Here is a 19,451-nt window from a genome sequence, read left to right on the forward strand (position 1 = left end):
ATTCATTGAGCCGAACAAAATCTTAAATTGAAGAGTTTGATCATGGCTCAGATTGAACGCTGGCGGCAGGCCTAACACATGCAAGTCGAGCGGAAACGAGTTATCTGAACCTTCGGGGAACGATAACGGCGTCGAGCGGCGGACGGGTGAGTAATGCCTAGGAAATTGCCCTGATGTGGGGGATAACCATTGGAAACGATGGCTAATACCGCATGATGCCTACGGGCCAAAGAGGGGGACCTTCGGGCCTCTCGCGTCAGGATATGCCTAGGTGGGATTAGCTAGTTGGTGAGGTAAGGGCTCACCAAGGCGACGATCCCTAGCTGGTCTGAGAGGATGATCAGCCACACTGGAACTGAGACACGGTCCAGACTCCTACGGGAGGCAGCAGTGGGGAATATTGCACAATGGGCGCAAGCCTGATGCAGCCATGCCGCGTGTGTGAAGAAGGCCTTCGGGTTGTAAAGCACTTTCAGTCGTGAGGAAGGTAGTGTAGTTAATAGCTGCATTACTTGACGTTAGCGACAGAAGAAGCACCGGCTAACTCCGTGCCAGCAGCCGCGGTAATACGGAGGGTGCGAGCGTTAATCGGAATTACTGGGCGTAAAGCGCATGCAGGTGGTTTGTTAAGTCAGATGTGAAAGCCCGGGGCTCAACCTCGGAATAGCATTTGAAACTGGCAGACTAGAGTACTGTAGAGGGGGGTAGAATTTCAGGTGTAGCGGTGAAATGCGTAGAGATCTGAAGGAATACCGGTGGCGAAGGCGGCCCCCTGGACAGATACTGACACTCAGATGCGAAAGCGTGGGGAGCAAACAGGATTAGATACCCTGGTAGTCCACGCCGTAAACGATGTCTACTTGGAGGTTGTGGCCTTGAGCCGTGGCTTTCGGAGCTAACGCGTTAAGTAGACCGCCTGGGGAGTACGGTCGCAAGATTAAAACTCAAATGAATTGACGGGGGCCCGCACAAGCGGTGGAGCATGTGGTTTAATTCGATGCAACGCGAAGAACCTTACCTACTCTTGACATCCAGAGAACTTTCCAGAGATGGATTGGTGCCTTCGGGAACTCTGAGACAGGTGCTGCATGGCTGTCGTCAGCTCGTGTTGTGAAATGTTGGGTTAAGTCCCGCAACGAGCGCAACCCTTATCCTTGTTTGCCAGCGAGTAATGTCGGGAACTCCAGGGAGACTGCCGGTGATAAACCGGAGGAAGGTGGGGACGACGTCAAGTCATCATGGCCCTTACGAGTAGGGCTACACACGTGCTACAATGGCGCATACAGAGGGCGGCCAACTTGCGAAAGTGAGCGAATCCCAAAAAGTGCGTCGTAGTCCGGATTGGAGTCTGCAACTCGACTCCATGAAGTCGGAATCGCTAGTAATCGTGGATCAGAATGCCACGGTGAATACGTTCCCGGGCCTTGTACACACCGCCCGTCACACCATGGGAGTGGGCTGCAAAAGAAGTAGGTAGTTTAACCTTCGGGGGGACGCTTACCACTTTGTGGTTCATGACTGGGGTGAAGTCGTAACAAGGTAGCGCTAGGGGAACCTGGCGCTGGATCACCTCCTTAAACGATGATTATTGCGATGAGTGTTCACACAGATTGATACGGTTTATGAAGTTTAAGAGATAGAACATCCCCCAAGATGTTCACTTAGTGTCCCGTTCGTCTAGAGGCCTAGGACACCGCCCTTTCACGGCGGTAACAGGGGTTCGACTCCCCTACGGGATACCATTGGGTCGTTAGCTCAGTTGGTAGAGCAGTTGACTTTTAATCAATTGGTCGCAGGTTCGAATCCTGCACGACCCACCATTTCTCGATGGGGCTATAGCTCAGCTGGGAGAGCGCCTGCCTTGCACGCAGGAGGTCTGCGGTTCAATCCCGCATAGCTCCACCATTCGAGAACTTCTTCCACAAAGAAGTAAAACTAATGTGGGCGATTAGCTCAGTTGGGAGAGCACCTGCCTTACAAGCAGGGGGTCACTGGTTCGAGCCCGGTATCGCCCACCATCTTTAAACATTCTCTCCTGAGAGTTTTTAAAAATGGTTTTCATCAGAAAATCTAGCTCTTTAACAATTTGGAAAGCTGACAAAACAAACTTAAAAGTTTGTTTGTAAAGTTCTCAATGTTTGTCTTTATGACAAACACCAAAAAACACATTCAAGTGTTCTTGGGAATATCACTTTTAAGTGATTATTCGAAATTGAGTCCGGCAAAATCGAAATGTCTCTCGCTCATTCAAATAATGAGAGACAACTTTGGTGATTTGAACATCAACTCGAAACTCCTTCGGGTTGTATGGTTAAGTGACTAAGCGTACACGGTGGATGCCTTGGCAGTCAGAGGCGATGAAGGACGTATTAACTTGCGATAAGCCCAGATTAGGTAGTAAAAACCACTTGAGTCTGGGATTTCCGAATGGGGAAACCCAATACCATAAGGTATTACTGTTGAGTGAATACATAGCTCAACAGGGCGAACCGGGGGAACTGAAACATCTAAGTACCCCGAGGAAAAGAAATCAACCGAGATTCCGAAAGTAGCGGCGAGCGAAATTGGACTAGCCCTTAAGCTTTACACGCGTTAGACGAACAGCCTGGAAAGGCCGACGATACAGGGTGATAGTCCCGTAGTTGACGACGTGTGTTCAGTGAAATCGAGTAGGGCGGGACACGTGATATCCTGTCTGAATATGGGGGGACCATCCTCCAAGGCTAAATACTACTGACTGACCGATAGTGAACCAGTACCGTGAGGGAAAGGCGAAAAGAACCCCTGTGAGGGGAGTGAAATAGAACCTGAAACCGTGTACGTACAAGCAGTAGGAGCAGGCTTTGTCCTGTGACTGCGTACCTTTTGTATAATGGGTCAGCGACTTATATTCAGTGGCAAGGTTAACCATCTAGGGGAGCCGTAGGGAAACCGAGTCTTAACTGGGCGTTCAGTCTCTGGATATAGACCCGAAACCAGGTGATCTAGCCATGGGCAGGTTGAAGGTTGAGTAACATCAACTGGAGGACCGAACCGACTAATGTTGAAAAATTAGCGGATGACTTGTGGCTAGGGGTGAAAGGCCAATCAAACCTGGAGATAGCTGGTTCTCCCCGAAAGCTATTTAGGTAGCGCCTCGGACGAATACTACTGGGGGTAGAGCACTGTTAAGGCTAGGGGGTCATCCCGACTTACCAACCCTTTGCAAACTCCGAATACCAGTAAGTACTATCCGGGAGACACACGGCGGGTGCTAACGTCCGTCGTGGAGAGGGAAACAACCCAGACCGCCAGCTAAGGTCCCAAATTACTACTAAGTGGGAAACGATGTGGGAAGGCTCAGACAGCCAGGATGTTGGCTTAGAAGCAGCCATCATTTAAAGAAAGCGTAATAGCTCACTGGTCGAGTCGGCCTGCGCGGAAGATGTAACGGGGCTAAGTAGTAAACCGAAGCTGCGGCAATGCACTTTAGTGCATTGGGTAGGGGAGCGTTCTGTAAGCGGTTGAAGGTGTGTGGTAACGCATGCTGGACGTATCAGAAGTGCGAATGCTGACATGAGTAACGATAAAGGGGGTGAAAAACCTCCTCGCCGGAAGACCAAGGGTTCCTGTCCAACGTTAATCGGGGCAGGGTAAGTCGACCCCTAAGGCGAGGCCGAAAGGCGTAGTCGATGGGAAACGGGTTAATATTCCCGTACTTCTTACAATTGCGATGGGGGGACGGAGAAGGCTAGGTGGGCCTGGCGACGGTTGTCCAGGTTCAAGTGCGTAGGCTGAAGAGTTAGGTAAATCCGGCTCTTCTTAAAGCTGAGACACGACGTCGAGCATCTACGGATGTGAAGTCATTGATGCCATGCTTCCAGGAAAAGCCTCTAAGCTTCAGATTGTAAGGAATCGTACCCCAAACCGACACAGGTGGTCGGGTAGAGAATACCAAGGCGCTTGAGAGAACTCGGGTGAAGGAACTAGGCAAAATGGTACCGTAACTTCGGGAGAAGGTACGCTCTCGACGGTGAAGTCCCTCGCGGATGGAGCTATTGAGAGTCGCAGATACCAGGTGGCTGCAACTGTTTATTAAAAACACAGCACTGTGCAAAATCGCAAGATGACGTATACGGTGTGACGCCTGCCCGGTGCCGGAAGGTTAATTGATGGGGTTAGACTTCGGTCGAAGCTCTTGATCGAAGCCCCGGTAAACGGCGGCCGTAACTATAACGGTCCTAAGGTAGCGAAATTCCTTGTCGGGTAAGTTCCGACCTGCACGAATGGCGTAATGATGGCCACGCTGTCTCCACCCGAGACTCAGTGAAATTGAAATCGCTGTGAAGATGCAGTGTACCCGCGGCTAGACGGAAAGACCCCGTGAACCTTTACTACAGCTTGGCACTGAACATTGACCCTACATGTGTAGGATAGGTGGGAGGCTTTGAAACGCAGTCGCTAGATTGCGTGGAGCCGTCCTTGAAATACCACCCTTGTAGTGTTGATGTTCTAACGTCGACCCCTTATCGGGGTTGCGGACAGTGCCTGGTGGGTAGTTTGACTGGGGCGGTCTCCTCCCAAAGCGTAACGGAGGAGCACGAAGGTGGGCTAATCACGGTTGGACATCGTGAGGTTAGTGCAATGGCATAAGCCCGCTTGACTGCGAGAATGACAATTCGAGCAGGTGCGAAAGCAGGTCATAGTGATCCGGTGGTTCTGAATGGAAGGGCCATCGCTCAACGGATAAAAGGTACTCCGGGGATAACAGGCTGATACCGCCCAAGAGTTCATATCGACGGCGGTGTTTGGCACCTCGATGTCGGCTCATCACATCCTGGGGCTGAAGTCGGTCCCAAGGGTATGGCTGTTCGCCATTTAAAGTGGTACGCGAGCTGGGTTTAGAACGTCGTGAGACAGTTCGGTCCCTATCTGCCGTGGGCGTTGGAGAATTGAAAGGGGCTGCTCCTAGTACGAGAGGACCGGAGTGGACGAACCTCTGGTGTTCGGGTTGTGTCGCCAGACGCATTGCCCGGTAGCTAAGTTCGGGATCGATAACCGCTGAAAGCATCTAAGCGGGAAGCGAGCCTTGAGATGAGTTCTCCCTGATACTTTAAGTATCCTAAAGGGTTGTCGTAGACTACGACGTTGATAGGCAGGGTGTGTAAGCGTTGTGAGGCGTTGAGCTAACCTGTACTAATTGCCCGTGAGGCTTAACCATACAACACCCAAGGGGTTTTGATGGACTCAATGAAAGAACATTGAATGTGTAAGAACGAGAATTAAAAAACAGCTTTCCAGATTAAAGAATTTGCTTGGCGACCATAGCGTTTTGGACCCACCTGATTTCCATGCCGAACTCAGAAGTGAAACGAAATAGCGTCGATGGTAGTGTGGGGCTTCCCCATGTGAGAGTAGAACATCGCCAGGCTTTAGTTTTATTTTCACTTTTTCGAAAAGTGAAGACAAAAGCGGACACTTGCTTATTAAAGCGAGTGATACCACTGCGGAGTGGTAGTTCAGTTGGTTAGAATACCGGCCTGTCACGCCGGGGGTCGCGGGTTCGAGTCCCGTCCACTCCGCCATTTATATTAAGCCTCAGTCGAAAGACTGAGGCTTTTTTCGTTTTGGTTCCCCGACTTACCTTAAACCCACTTTCATATTGAAACCTTGCATCGAGAGGCAGGCTTCCCTCTGGCTATGCTTTCTAAGCCCTGTATGAGTGAAGTGGAACGCAGTTTTGTGTGGTTTCTGCAGTCTCGAGCGCTAGTTTTGAGCCTCTTCATTCACCAAAGCTCCTTTTATTCGATATTAGAAAATCTAGTTATGTGACAGAGTTTAATTGTTTGAGGTGTCACTTGTTCCAATTTTGAAAACAGGACGACTTTGAATACAAGTTTAGTCTCACTGAGATCAAGAGAGAGGGGGACTAAATTTCTGTTAAGGCTTTGATCTACCTGAATGCTAGCTCAGTTTTATCTTGGTGAGATTGCTAACCTGTTTGGGTTCTGAACGCAATCACCCTAAATGTCTCTTTCTCATAAAAATACAAACTCGCTCATTGCTAAGTATTGTGGAAGTTTAGCTTTGATATTTGCGAGGAGCCTATATTGCCAAGAGAAGAGAAGTGATAAATGGGTAAATTAAAAGGCACGTCTATGAATACTATCTATCGGCAATAGTTAGTATCTATGAAAATGCAGCGTAGCGATTCTTCGTATATTTGAAGGTATATCAAAGAATAAGGAGCATTCGTCCTTGAAGGGGAGTCTGAAAATTAGTTATGAAAAAAGCAGCTAGGTAGCTGCTTTTTATTTATTAAGTTACGTGTCTTTAAGAGTCCACTGGCTCCGTATGTTCCGGAGTGGTTATTGCTTGGTTGTTCTCTTCCATCTTCTTCTCTTCTGCTTTTGCTTTTTCAATCATTGGGGTGATTGTTGAGCCTTGAATGAGGATAGAGAAAACAACGACGGAGTAGGTCATTACAAGAATAATCTCTTTTACATCGATTAACTTATCTTGAATCACCCAAATACCAGATGGAATGGAAAGTGCCATTGCCAATGCAAGGCCCCCGCGTAAGCCGCCCCACGTCAAAATACGTACTGACCACGGGTTATATTTTCTGTAACGCTTAAAGCCAATGTACGAGAGAAATACGCTTAAATAGCGAGCTGCTAGTACAAGAGGGACTGAAATAGCCATCATAATCCAGTCTTCTTTGTGGAATTCAAATAGCAGCATCGACATGCCGATCAGTAGGAATAACACGCCATTCAAGAACTCATCAACAAGCTCCCAAAAATGGTCAAGGTGATCTTCACTCTCTTTTGAAAAGCCAATAAAGCGTGTCCAGTTGCCAATCATAATACCGGATACAACCATCGCGAGTGGGCCTGATACATGGATGTATTCAGCAAATGCGTAACCTGCTGTTGGGACACCAATGGTAAGTAACAATTCCATTGAGTGATCATCGGTGGCACTGATCAAGTAGTGGAATAGCAAACCGAGGACGAAACCATATGTGATACCACCGATAGCTTCTTGGATGAAGAGTAAGGTGACACTACCTACAGTTGGTGCCTCAGTGCCAAATGCAATCGTAAATAGAGTGACGAAGATAACCAAACCGAAGCCATCATTGAAGAGCGATTCTCCTTCAATCTGAGTGGAGATACGTTTGGGAGCATCGAGTTTTTTAACAATAGCCAATACAGCGATTGGGTCAGTTGGCGATATTAGAGCACCAAATAGTAAGCAGTAGACCAAATCAAATTGGATGCCAATTAACTGACAAAACCCATACAGCGCAAATCCAATAAAGAACGTGGAAAACAGTGTGGCTCCAAGGGCTAAAACAGTGATCTCCCACTTTTGATCTTTAAGGTTCGGGAGTTTGATGCCTAGTCCACCAGCAAATAGTAAGAAGCCAAGAATGCCTTTGAGCAAGAAATCTTCGAAGTTAATCCTTGTGACCGTCTCCGTCGCAATTTCGGTGAGATGGAACCAGTTGTTTTGACCCGCAATTAAGATTAGAAGTGAAAGCACCATTGAACCTGCGGTAATCGCAATGGTGGTTTGCATCTTTCCTATCTTGCTGTTTACAAAAGCAATTAGCATCGCAGCTGCGGATAGAAAACATAAAGTATGATAGACCGACATAGAGCTCTCTATTTGTAACATTTTATGAATGGAATTCTCGGCTGATGCTGCTTAAATAGCAAACATTTTTTCGTGATTATTTTGCAAGTTAAAAAGGAGATAAAATAATCATTAATTCTACGTTTAGACGTCTAGACTCCTGAAGTTTGTGTGATAGGATGGAAAGATAACTAAAGGAATGAGGCTGTACTGTGGGAAGTAACGTAAGACAACAGATTGAAGCTCAATTGAAGCAACGTATTCTTTTGATTGATGGTGGTATGGGGACCATGATTCAGGGATACAAACTTGAAGAGCAAGACTATCGAGGAACGCGCTTTGCGGATTGGCATTGTGATCTAAAAGGTAACAACGACCTGTTGGTTCTAAGTCAGCCTCAACTTATCAAGGAAATTCACGCTGCATATTTAGAAGCGGGTGCAGATATTCTCGAAACCAACACGTTTAACGCAACAACCATTGCGATGGCTGACTACGAGATGGAAAGCCTGAGTGAAGAAATTAACTTTGCAGCAGCCAATCTTGCACGTGAAGTTGCAGATGAATGGACCGCAAAAACACCCGATAAGCCGCGTTATGTCGCAGGGGTTTTAGGGCCGACGAACCGAACTTGTTCTATTTCTCCTGATGTAAATGACCCCGGATATCGAAATGTTTCTTTCGACGAGTTAGTTGAGGCTTACTCTGAATCGACTCGTGCTCTAATTAAAGGTGGTTCTGACCTTATTCTTATCGAGACCATCTTCGATACGCTTAACGCTAAGGCTTGTTCATTTGCTGTTGAAAGTGTGTTTGAAGAGATGGGTATTGAGTTACCTGTGATGATCTCGGGGACTATTACTGATGCTTCCGGTCGGACATTATCCGGTCAAACCACAGAAGCGTTTTACAACTCATTACGTCATGTTAAACCGATTTCGTTTGGTTTGAACTGTGCACTTGGTCCAGATGAGCTGCGTCCTTATGTTGAAGAGCTCTCTCGTATATCAGAATCTTTTGTTTCCGCTCACCCAAATGCTGGGCTTCCGAATGCATTCGGCGAATACGATTTGTCGCCAGAAGATATGGCTAAGCATGTTAAAGAGTGGGCTCAAAGTGGCTTTTTAAACTTGATTGGTGGGTGTTGTGGTACAACTCCTGAGCACATTCGCCAAATGGCACTCGCGGTTGAAAATATCGCCCCTCGTCAATTACCTGAACTTCCCGTTGCTTGTCGCTTGTCTGGCCTGGAGCCACTCGCTATTGATAAAGACTCTTTATTTATCAATGTCGGTGAGCGTACGAATGTAACCGGTTCTGCGCGTTTTAAGCGCTTAATTAAAGAAGAGCTGTACGATGAAGCGCTCGATGTGGCTCGTCAACAAGTTGAAAATGGCGCTCAAATTATCGATATCAACATGGATGAAGGCATGTTGGATGCACAAGCTTGTATGGTTCGCTTTTTAAACCTTTGTGCGTCAGAACCTGAAATCTCAAAAGTACCAATCATGGTTGACTCTTCCAAGTGGGAGGTTATTGAAGCCGGTCTTAAGTGCATCCAAGGCAAAGGCATTGTTAACTCGATCTCTCTCAAAGAAGGCAAAGAGAAATTCGTTGAACAAGCTAAGTTGATCCGCCGTTACGGTGCGGCTGTGATTGTGATGGCGTTTGATGAGATTGGGCAAGCAGATACACGTGAGCGCAAAGTAGAAATTTGTACCAACGCTTACCGAATTCTTGTTGATGAAGTGGGCTTTCCACCAGAAGACATCATTTTTGACCCAAACATTTTTGCCATTGCTACGGGGATCGAGGAGCATAATAACTACGCGGTGGATTTCATTGAAGCCGTTGGCGATATCAAACGTGATTTACCACATGCGATGATATCTGGTGGTGTTTCTAACGTCTCATTCTCTTTCCGTGGCAATAACTATGTACGTGAAGCGATTCACGCGGTGTTCCTCTACCACTGTTTTAAAAATGGTATGGATATGGGGATTGTGAATGCGGGTCAGTTAGAAATCTACGATAACGTGCCTGAAAAATTGCGTGAGGCTGTGGAAGATGTCGTTCTTAACCGTCGTGATGACGCCACTGAGAGATTGTTAGATATCGCGGCGGAATACGCAGGCAAAGGGGTAGGTAAAGAGGAGGATGCCTCTGCACTTGAGTGGAGAACCTGGCCTGTTGAAAAGCGTTTAGAACACGCGTTAGTGAAAGGAATAACCGAGTTTATCGTTGATGATACCGAAGAAGCTCGTGTCAATGCTTCAAAGCCATTAGAGGTGATAGAAGGCCCACTAATGGATGGGATGAACGTCGTCGGAGACTTGTTTGGTGAAGGTAAAATGTTCCTTCCTCAGGTCGTAAAATCTGCCCGAGTGATGAAGCAAGCAGTCGCGCATCTCGAGCCCTACATCAATGCAGAAAAGCAGGTGGGACAAACAAACGGTAAGATTTTGCTAGCGACGGTCAAAGGTGATGTACATGATATCGGGAAAAATATCGTTGGCGTTGTATTGCAGTGCAATAACTACGAAATTATCGATCTTGGTGTCATGGTTCCTTGCGAAAAGATCTTAAAAGTAGCGCAAGAAGAAAACGTCGATATTATTGGTTTATCAGGGTTGATCACGCCTTCATTAGACGAAATGGTGCATGTTGCAAAAGAGATGGAGCGTCTCGACTTTAACTTACCTCTTCTCATCGGTGGCGCAACAACGTCAAAAGCCCATACAGCAGTTAAGATTGAGCAAAATTACAAGCATCCAGTGGTTTACGTGAACAACGCCTCACGTGCAGTGGGCGTATGTACTTCTCTATTGTCAGATGAACGTCGCCCTGAATTTGTTGAAAAACTTGAAGCTGATTACGAACGAGTACGTGATCAACATAATCGAAAGAAACCGAGAACCAAACCAGTGACATTAGAAGCTGCTCGAGCGAATAAAGTTGCTATCGATTGGGAAGCTTACACCCCTCCAGTGCCTGTTAAGCCTGGCATTCATATCTTCGATGATTTTGATGTGGCTATATTACGTCAATACATCGATTGGACACCATTCTTTATGACTTGGTCACTTGTGGGTAAGTATCCAACAATTTTCCAACATGAAGAAGTTGGTGAAGAAGCAAAACGTTTATTCGAAGATGCCAACGAGTTACTTGATCGAGTTGAGCGAGAAGGCCTGTTAAAAGCGCGTGGAATGTGTGGCTTATTCCCTGCTGCGAGCGTGGGGGACGACATTGAAGTTTATGCTGATGAAACTCGTACCGACGTTGTGAAAGTATTACGTAACTTGCGACAACAGACCGAGAAACCAAAAGGATTCAACTATTGTTTATCCGACTACATCGCATCTAAAGAGTCGGGTAAACATGATTGGATAGGGGCATTTGCTGTCACTGGTGGTATTGGTGAACGAGAGCTTGCTGATGAATACAAAGCACAGGGAGATGATTACAACGCAATTATGATTCAAGCGGTGGCGGATCGCCTAGCCGAAGCGTTTGCTGAGTATTTGCATGAGCGTGTCCGTAAAGAAATTTGGGGTTATGCTGCGGATGAAGATTTATCTAACGATGATCTCATTCGTGAAAAATACCAAGGTATTCGCCCTGCACCAGGTTATCCAGCGTGCCCTGAGCATACTGAAAAAGGACCGCTTTGGGAGCTACTTAATGTGGAAGAGAATATTGGCATGACTCTAACCTCCAGCTATGCAATGTATCCGGGCGCGTCAGTCTCTGGTTGGTATTTCTCTCATCCTGACTCACGTTACTTTGCGATCGCACAGATCCAAGAAGATCAGCTAGAGAGTTACGCCGATCGTAAGGGGTGGGATAGGATCGAGGCTGAAAAATGGTTAGGGCCAAACATTAACGGTTAAATTGATGTTTACCTCGTCCAAATGTAACAACTAATGAAACGACAAAGGGCTGCAGATACGCAGCCCTTTGTTTTATTGAGTTGAACTTACTTCTCAAACAACTCAGTGTGGAGTTTTTGTATGGCTTGTTTCGATACTGATTCATGGAGCAAGAAGCATAAGTTGTGAGGGCTAGCGCCATAACAAATCATGCGTAGGTTAAAATCTTCTAGCGTGCCAAAAACCTGTTTCGCGTAGCCTTTACTCTCACTCATGTTGTTACCAATTAGGGCAACGAGGCATAGGTCACGTTCAACTTCTACCTTACATAACTCTTCTAACTCTTCTCGTACAGCTTGCGGCAGCTGCGGCGCGCCGCCGGATGTATCGGTTTGATCAAGTGTTAACGATACACTGATTTCAGATGTTGTGATCAAATCGACAGATATCTTATGCTTTGCAAGGATCTCAAAGACCTTTGCTAAGAAGCCGTATGCGTGGAACATATTGGCGCTGCGTAGCGTTACCATGGTTTGGTTACAACGCAAAGCTAGCGCACGGAATAACGGTGAGCTTTCGACTTGGTGGCGAATCCAAGTTCCCCCTTTTTCAGGCTCTTTCGATGACCCCACAAATACCGGAATGTCGTGGCGCAATGCAGGTACTAGCGTAGAAGGGTGAAGGATTTTAGCGCCAAAGTTAGCCATTTCTGAAGCTTCACTAAAGCTGATCTCGGGAATTGGTGAGGCTTTTGGTGCAATTCGCGGGTCTGTTGTGTAGATACCCGGAACATCAGTCCAGATTTCTAGCCCTGCCGCTTTAACGCTCTCAGCAATTAAGGCGGCGCTGTAATCGCTGCCCCCTCGACCTAATGTTGTTGTATTACCGGCTTCGTCAGATCCTATGAAGCCTTGAGTAACAACAACGGATTGTTGGCAAAGTGGTACGAGTTTATCTTGCGCAAGCGTCGAAATTGCTTCAATGTTTGGCTCCGCGCGACCAAAGTTGTCATCAGTACGCAGCACATCGCGGATATCAAAGCGCACTGCTTGAATGCCTCGCTCACACATTAACTGAGTTAGAATGTGCGTCGACATGAGTTCACCACATGCGACTAAATGATCGGTTAACTTCGCACTAGCTTGGATAGATGCAGCCTCGGCCAGGCTGGTTACGGTATCTAATATGCCATACACCTCGGCAGCAGTTTTCGTGCTGTCTTCGAGCTGAGTTAAAATGGCGTCATGAATGTTGGCCAGATTTTGCAGCAGCTCAGTACGGTGCGTTTGATCCTGAACGCCGTTGGCGAGTTCTACCAATAGGTTGGTGACGCCAGAGCAAGCGCTGCTCACGACCAGGCGAGTATTTGGATTGTTTTCGATAATGGTGGCGCAACGACTCATTGCCTCAAAGTTGGCAACACTGGTTCCACCGAATTTAGCTACGTTAAATGCGCTCACTGCGTTCTCCCACGACTTCCTAAAAAATTGTACATCCAATGTTTAGTGAGAAAAGGAACAGAGCAAAAAGAGAGGTATTTAGAATGCTATTTGAAAAATTTACCCTCAGAAGCCCTTCATCAGACTGCGCTGATGACAGTTGATGGGATTCAGCCCAATTCAACCGACAAGTCAAATCCTGCAACTTTGACTTACCTCGGCACTACTCCCCCTCAATGATTGGTGTTGGAATTGCGGTTCCACAAATCATCTACCTGGGTAGCGCTCCTCTTCTACATAAAGCTCAAACATTGAACGGTTTTGAGGCCTTAATGTCAATCAATATTTCAACCTTTATGGTGTTTTTTATTAACGATTTTGTGACACTGGTTTGACCTCCATACTTACGGCTAATTGCTGATAGAGGAAAAATCTATTAGGGTGAAGAACCCTACACCTGAGCCATGTTATTGAATAGAACTTTTAGAATGCTCAGGATAAAAGATAATCAAGGAGCTGACATGTCGATCCAAAGCTTTATTCCGCCTCACCGTATTTTAATGGGACCTGGTCCTTCTGATATTTATCCTCAAGTGTTACAAGCACTAAGCCGTCCTACTGTAGGTCACCTTGATCCTCTGTTTATCGGTATGATGGATGAGCTCAAGCAGCTATTGAAGTATGCCTTTCAAACTGACAATGAATTCACTATTGCGGTTTCAGCGCCAGGTAGTGCAGGGATGGAAACCTGCTTTGTAAACTTGATCGAGAAAGGCGATAAAGTGATCGTCTGTCGTAATGGTGTATTTGGTGAACGCATGCGCGAAAATGTCGTCCGTGCTGGTGGCGAAGTTGTTATCGTCGATGATGAATGGGGGACGCCTGTTTCCATTGATAAAGTCGAGCAAGCACTCGAACAGCACCCAGATACAAAAATTCTTGCTTTTGTGCATGCGGAAACCTCAACTGGTGCAGTCAGTGATGCTCAAGCATTGGGGAAGCTGGCGAAACAGCATAATGCATTATCTATTGTTGATGCGGTGACGTCACTTGGTGGTGTGCCGTTAAAAGTGGATGAATGGCAACTGGATGCGGTTTACTCTGGTAGTCAAAAATGTTTGTCATGTGTACCTGGGCTCTCACCAGTGACGTTTTCTACTGCCGCGATTGAAAAGATTCAAGCAAGAACAACACCAGTACAGAGTTGGTTCCTCGATCAGAGTTTAGTTTTGGGGTATTGGAGTGGAGAAGGCAAGCGTAGTTACCATCATACGGCGCCAGTTAATAGCTTGTATGCGCTTCATGAAGCTTTATTGATACTGAAAAATGAAGGATTAGAAAACGCTTGGGCTCGTCACCAACTGATGCATGAAAAACTCAAAAATGGCTTACAAAAGTTAGGCTTTGAATTTGTTGTGGACGAAGCCCATCGGTTGCCACAATTAAATGCGATTTACGTGCCTGAAGGAATTGATGAAGCAAAAGTTCGTGCTCACTTGCTAGAAACCTATAACCTAGAAATTGGTGCAGGCCTTGGGGCATTAGCTGGTAAAGCGTGGCGTATTGGCTTAATGGGTTACGGCGCTCGATCTGAAAACGTTGCGCTGTGCTTAAAAGCGTTAGAAGAGTCACTCACTGAATAAAATCATACAGCAATGAGATAAAGAAAAGCGAAGGTCATCCCTTCGCTTTTTTTGTATTTATTACTCAGCTCCTGAAGTGGGGACTGGTGAGGCAGAGATTGCTTGAGAAGGTGGTTGGTAATTGACGTCACTGAAATCAATCTTCGGGAACAAAAACTGCGCTTCAGCTCTAATTTGCTCCGCTTTACTTGAGTCATCTAAGCCTTGGTAGGCCAAAATCAAATTATTATAAAATGCAGGACGAGGTTTATCTTTGATGATTTTTAGCGACCAATCGATATAAGGCTGAATCAAGGTTGCGTCTTGTTGGTACAGCCCAAGGTTTAAAAACGTGCTATAGACATCCCAATCAAACCTGTCTTTCCAAACCACAGGGTTACTGACTTGATTCAGAATATCAGGGTTAGTTGGTCTAGTGGTCTCAAACTTCGTCAATACATAGTTCGTATGTAATGCGCTTACCATGTAAAACGTAAACGCAACGGGAAGTACCAAACTAAAAACACGCAGCAAGCTTTTGGTCACATTACTAAAGCCGACTTGTCGATAACGAGAGACGCGCTGATCGACCCAGTACAGTAGGATAACGAAGATCAACCAATGCACGAGAGAGTGGTAGAAAGGGTATTCCAGTTGTGAGTGCAATACGATAGGTATAAACAAGGCCAGCAACGCAAGACGAGTTCCGCGTTTGGCTTGATAGATTCGATACAGTACCAGTGCCATCGCTAAGAAGATGCCGAGTATTGGCAGTAAGCCACCTTCTACTCCCCAGTAAAGTAGCTCGTTATGCGGATGATCCATGGCTGGCAAACCAGCTGGGTAATTCTCATTTAGGGCATGTTGACGAGCCGTATACAGCATGTACTCAGATTCAAACTTGCCATATCCATAACCAGTAAAAGGCTTTTCAATCACCATGTCTAATGTTTGCGGAAAAGTATACGCTCGAGGAGACTCCATATTTACTTTTTCTGCGGCTAACCCACCTCCATCAGGAAAGGCAAGATGCATGACAACGACTGAGAGTAAGAGCCCACTTACAAGTGACACAACCCAGCGGATAAAGCGCCCTTTGGTTGCAAAGCGGTACATGTATGGAATGACCAACAACACGGCGATGACCGAGGCTAACCAACCAGTGCGTGAAGCCAACGCCACAATTAGTGGTAAAGTTAAAACTGGTACGGCATAGAGAAGGTAAACATCGCTTAACTTACGATCGTATTTGTAGGGCTGACGTGCAAGTAAATAGCTGGCAATCACCAACCCTGTCGCAAGAAAGCTGGCCATTACATTGGGCTGTTGGAAAATACCATAAGGACGATTGGCCACCGTGTCGTAACCAAACGGATTGCCTGGTTTGAGATACAGATATTGTGTCAAACCAAAAATGGCTTCGATAACAACCGCAAGGACAATGAACCATAATAGGCGTTGGCGATGTTTATTACTGAAATGAAATTGTTGTAAGACAATAAAGAACAGGACACCACACCACAGGCCAATGAGCTTATTGGCTGCCAAACTGCTATTCGCATTTGGGTACAGAATGGGCACCGTCATGATAAGAGCACTAATGAACAAGCCGATGGTTAGTTTTGAGTAACGTAGTACTCGATTATTCGCAAGTTGGTAACACCCAATGCCTAATGCAAAGCTAAAAGCAATCCAAGTTGTCGCATTGAACGAAAGCGAAAGCCCCGAACCGCCGGGGTTGGGCATGAAAAAGTGCATTGCCAACACAAATAGTGTTGCCAAGGCAATGAGAAACTTGCGATTGAGGGGAACCTGTACTTTTTCGGGAGAAAGCTTTGTTCCACTTACATGTATAGTAGCCATAGTTATTGCGTTGTTTTGAATGAAAAAAGACCAGCACTTGCTGGTCTCGATACTTTACCTGTTTTTTCTACTTCAACATAGGCTTGAGGAAGTGAGCTGTGTGCGAACCCTCGATTTGCGACACATCTTCCGGAGTGCCTTGAGCGATTATCTCGCCGCCACCCTGACCCCCTTCAGGACCAAGATCGATAATCCAGTCCGCAGTCTTAATGACGTCCAGGTTATGCTCGATCACCACGACAGTATTTCCGTGGTCGCGAAGTCTGTGCAGTACAGTGAGCAACTGCTGGATATCATGGAAGTGAAGGCCGGTTGTTGGTTCATCCAAAATGTACAAGGTTTTTCCTGTATCACGTTTGGATAGCTCTCGCGCCAGTTTCACACGCTGTGCTTCACCACCGGAGAGTGTTGTTGCCGCTTGACCCAATCGTATGTACGACAAACCCACATCCATCAGTGTTTGTAGTTTGCGAGCGATGGCAGGAACTGGATCGAAGAAGGTGCGTGCATCTTCGACCGTCATTTCTAGCACTTCATCAATAGTTTTACCTTTGTAACGTACTTCGAGCGTTTCACGGTTGTAGCGTTTACCTTTACACACATCACATGGCACATAAACATCTGGTAGGAAATGCATTTCTACTTTGATAACACCGTCACCCTGACAGGCCTCACAACGACCACCGCGTACGTTAAAACTAAAACGGCCCGGCTTGTAACCGCGAGAACGCGACTCCTGTGTGCCTGCAAACAGTTCACGGATTGGTGTAAAGATCCCCGTATAGGTTGCAGGGTTAGAGCGAGGTGTACGGCCTATTGGGCTTTGATCGATATCGATGACTTTATCGAAGTGCTCTAGACCTTTAATCGATTTATAAGGTGAAGGCTGAGCCGTTGTCGCTCCGTTAAGTTGGGTATGCGCAATTTTAAAGAAAGTATCATTAATCAGCGTTGATTTACCTGAGCCAGATACCCCTGTAATACAGCTGAATAACCCAACAGGAATTGAAAGGTTAACGTTTTTAAGGTTATTACCTGTTGCGCCTAATAGCTCAACCGTTTTTTTCGGATCTCGCGGCGTGCGATCTTTCGGTACTGCGATTTCTTTAACACCACTTAAGTACTGACCTGTCAGAGAATTCGGATTCGCGACTATCTCTTCCATGGTGCCTTCCGCAACAACATTACCACCATGTACGCCAGCACCAGGACCAATATCTATGACATGATCTGCACAGCGAATCGCATCTTCATCGTGTTCTACCACAAGTACGGTATTACCTAAATCGCGCAAGTGAGTGAGCGTTTTTAATAAGCGTTCATTATCACGCTGGTGGAGACCAATCGACGGTTCGTCCAGAACATACATCACACCAACAAGACCTGCACCAATTTGGCTTGCTAAACGAATACGTTGAGCTTCACCGCCTGATAAGGTTTCCGCACTGCGTGATAAGTTTAGGTAGTTCAAACCGACGTTAACTAAGAATTGCAGGCGGTCGTTGATTTCCTTCATCACTTTTTCAGCGATTTGGGCGCGTTGACCTTCCAGTTTCAAGGAATGGAAGAATTCCAATGCATCAGCAATGCTGAGTTCAACAATCTCAGGTAGTGTCGTATCAGCAATAAACACGTTACGTGCTTCAAGGCGTAGACGAGTACCGCCACAGCTTGAACAAGATTTAGTGGAGATGTATTTCGCGAGCTCTTCACGGACAGAGTTGGATTCTGTATCACGATAGCGACGTTCTAGGGTATTCAGAATACCTTCGAATGGATGGCGCTTAACGCGAATATCGCCACGATCGTTGATGTATTTAAACTCAATCTCAGTACGACCAGAGCCCTTTAGAATGACATCTTGCGTTTTCTTTGGCAGAGAATTAAAAGGGGCATGGAGGTCAAAACCATAATGATCGGCCAATGAGGTGAGCATTTGGAAGTAGTAGTAGTTCTTTTGATCCCAACCGCGAATCGCACCTTGTGCCAAGCTTAATGAATCATCTTGAATGACTCGGCTTGGATCGAAGTATTGTTGAACACCCAAGCCATCACAAGTGCCACATGCTCCAGCAGGGTTGTTGAATGAGAAAAGTCGCGGCTCTAACTCTTGCATGCTGTAACCACATTGTGGACAAGCGAAGTTGGCGGAGAAAATAATCTCTTCACCGTCGCCATCCATTGGCGCGACAACTGCAATTCCGCCTGATAATTCGAGTGTTGTCTCGAAAGATTCGGCCAAGCGCTGTTGTAAGTCTGGACGAACTTTAAAGCGGTCTACCACAACTTCAATGGTGTGCTTTTTATGTAGTTCAAGGGTTGGAGGATCGGAAAGATCGCAAGTTTCTCCATCAATACGCGCACGAATAAAGCCTTGAGCCGCTAAGTTCTCAAGCGTTTTAACATGCTCACCTTTACGTTCTTTGACAATAGGTGCCAATAGCATCATTTTGCTGCCTTCCGGCATCTCTAGGACTTTGTCCACCATTTGGCTGATGGTTTGCGCAGCAAGAGGAGCATGATGCGTTGGACAGCGGGGTTCGCCCACACGAGCATACAATAGACGTAAGTAGTCGTAGACTTCGGTAATTGTACCGACGGTTGAACGCGGGTTATGAGAAGTAGACTTCTGTTCAATAGAAATCGCGGGTGATAACCCTTCAATGTGGTCGACATCGGGTTTTTCCATCAGAGACAAAAACTGACGAGCGTAGGCAGAGAGAGACTCTACGTAGCGTCGTTGGCCTTCTGCATACAATGTATCGAAAGCGAGAGAGGATTTACCGGAGCCACTTAGTCCAGTAATGACAATCAGTTTATCGCGAGGGATTGTAAGATTAATGTCTTTAAGGTTATGGGTTCGGGCACCGCGAACTTCTATTTTATCCATCGTTTTTGCTCTATGTATAACCAAGTGGGGCAAGTATTACATAGTGTGAGAAATGTGCAAAGAAAATTACTGGATAAAAAAACAGTAAAGTAAAAAGCCCAGCGTTGTGCTGGGCTTTCGATACAGTAATTTCGTACTACGA

General features: G+C 46.3%; 6 protein-coding genes, 5 tRNA genes, 3 rRNA genes and 1 riboswitch. Of the genes, 10 read left to right on the forward strand and 4 right to left on the reverse strand.

The window, feature by feature from the left end:
- Positions 1–24 precede the first annotated feature (24 nt).
- From UQW94_RS09260 to UQW94_RS09295, 8 genes are all read left to right on the forward strand, one after another.
- Positions 25–1,577 (forward strand): 16S ribosomal RNA (locus tag UQW94_RS09260).
- Positions 1,578–1,666: 89 nt separating this feature from the next.
- Positions 1,667–1,742 (forward strand) — tRNA-Glu (locus tag UQW94_RS09265).
- Positions 1,743–1,744: 2 nt separating this feature from the next.
- A tRNA-Lys gene (locus UQW94_RS09270) sits at positions 1,745–1,820 on the forward strand.
- A 9-nt stretch (positions 1,821–1,829) separates the two neighbouring features.
- Positions 1,830–1,905: transfer RNA gene (locus tag UQW94_RS09275), tRNA-Ala, on the forward strand.
- Positions 1,906–1,942: 37 nt separating this feature from the next.
- A tRNA-Val gene (locus UQW94_RS09280) sits at positions 1,943–2,018 on the forward strand.
- A 291-nt stretch (positions 2,019–2,309) separates the two neighbouring features.
- A 23S ribosomal RNA gene (locus tag UQW94_RS09285) occupies positions 2,310–5,200 on the forward strand.
- A gap of 93 nt (positions 5,201–5,293) precedes the next feature.
- A 5S ribosomal RNA gene (rrf, locus tag UQW94_RS09290) occupies positions 5,294–5,410 on the forward strand.
- Together the 16S, 23S and 5S rRNA genes with 5 tRNA genes alongside form the textbook arrangement of a ribosomal RNA operon.
- A gap of 77 nt (positions 5,411–5,487) precedes the next feature.
- A tRNA-Asp gene (locus UQW94_RS09295) sits at positions 5,488–5,564 on the forward strand.
- Positions 5,565–6,312: 748 nt separating this feature from the next.
- Here the strand turns inward: UQW94_RS09295 and UQW94_RS09300 are convergent.
- A complete protein-coding gene (locus UQW94_RS09300; RefSeq protein WP_053306797.1) occupies positions 6,313–7,644 on the reverse strand; it encodes a cation:proton antiporter in 1,332 nt (443 codons plus the stop codon).
- A gap of 191 nt (positions 7,645–7,835) precedes the next feature.
- Between UQW94_RS09300 and metH the strand changes: the two genes are divergently transcribed.
- On the forward strand, positions 7,836–11,516 hold the full coding sequence (gene metH / locus UQW94_RS09305) for a methionine synthase (RefSeq protein ID WP_322142203.1): 3,681 nt from the start codon (positions 7,836–7,838) through the stop codon (positions 11,514–11,516).
- 86 nt (positions 11,517–11,602) lie between these two features.
- Here metH and lysC read toward each other — a convergent pair whose 3' ends face one another.
- Positions 11,603–12,955, reverse strand: a complete 1,353-nt coding sequence (gene lysC / locus UQW94_RS09310; protein WP_053350596.1) for a lysine-sensitive aspartokinase 3 — start codon at positions 12,953–12,955, stop codon at positions 11,603–11,605.
- A gap of 101 nt (positions 12,956–13,056) precedes the next feature.
- Positions 13,057–13,235, reverse strand: a riboswitch (Lysine riboswitch).
- A 220-nt stretch (positions 13,236–13,455) separates the two neighbouring features.
- Here lysC and UQW94_RS09315 point away from each other — a divergent pair.
- Positions 13,456–14,577, forward strand: coding sequence for a pyridoxal-phosphate-dependent aminotransferase family protein (locus UQW94_RS09315; protein WP_005381245.1), 1,122 nt, complete (start codon positions 13,456–13,458; stop codon positions 14,575–14,577).
- Positions 14,578–14,637: 60 nt separating this feature from the next.
- On the opposite strand, the gene UQW94_RS09320 is transcribed toward UQW94_RS09315, so the two are convergent.
- Together UQW94_RS09320 and uvrA are read right to left on the reverse strand one after the other, a co-directional pair.
- Entirely contained in the window at positions 14,638–16,419 is a 1,782-nt protein-coding gene (locus UQW94_RS09320) for a PglL family O-oligosaccharyltransferase (protein WP_021707781.1), read from the reverse strand.
- A gap of 67 nt (positions 16,420–16,486) precedes the next feature.
- Positions 16,487–19,309: an excinuclease ABC subunit UvrA gene (uvrA, locus tag UQW94_RS09325; RefSeq protein ID WP_005381241.1), complete on the reverse strand. Its 2,823-nt coding sequence runs from the start codon at positions 19,307–19,309 to the stop codon at positions 16,487–16,489.
- Positions 19,310–19,451 lie beyond the last annotated feature (142 nt).

Source organism: Vibrio sp. PBL-C16 (assembly GCF_034321865.1).
GTDB classification, from domain to species: domain Bacteria; phylum Pseudomonadota; class Gammaproteobacteria; order Enterobacterales; family Vibrionaceae; genus Vibrio; species Vibrio alginolyticus.

Excerpts from the sequence above, each read along its gene's own strand:
- UQW94_RS09300 (WP_053306797.1), bottom strand. The coding sequence starts at position 7,644 with ATGTCGGTCTATCATACTTTATGTTTTCTATCCGCAGCTGCGATGCTA.
- UQW94_RS09315 (WP_005381245.1), top strand. The coding sequence starts at position 13,456 with ATGTCGATCCAAAGCTTTATTCCGCCTCACCGTATTTTAATGGGACCT.
- UQW94_RS09320 (WP_021707781.1), bottom strand. The coding sequence starts at position 16,419 with ATGGCTACTATACATGTAAGTGGAACAAAGCTTTCTCCCGAAAAAGTA.
- uvrA (WP_005381241.1), bottom strand. The coding sequence starts at position 19,309 with ATGGATAAAATAGAAGTTCGCGGTGCCCGAACCCATAACCTTAAAGAC.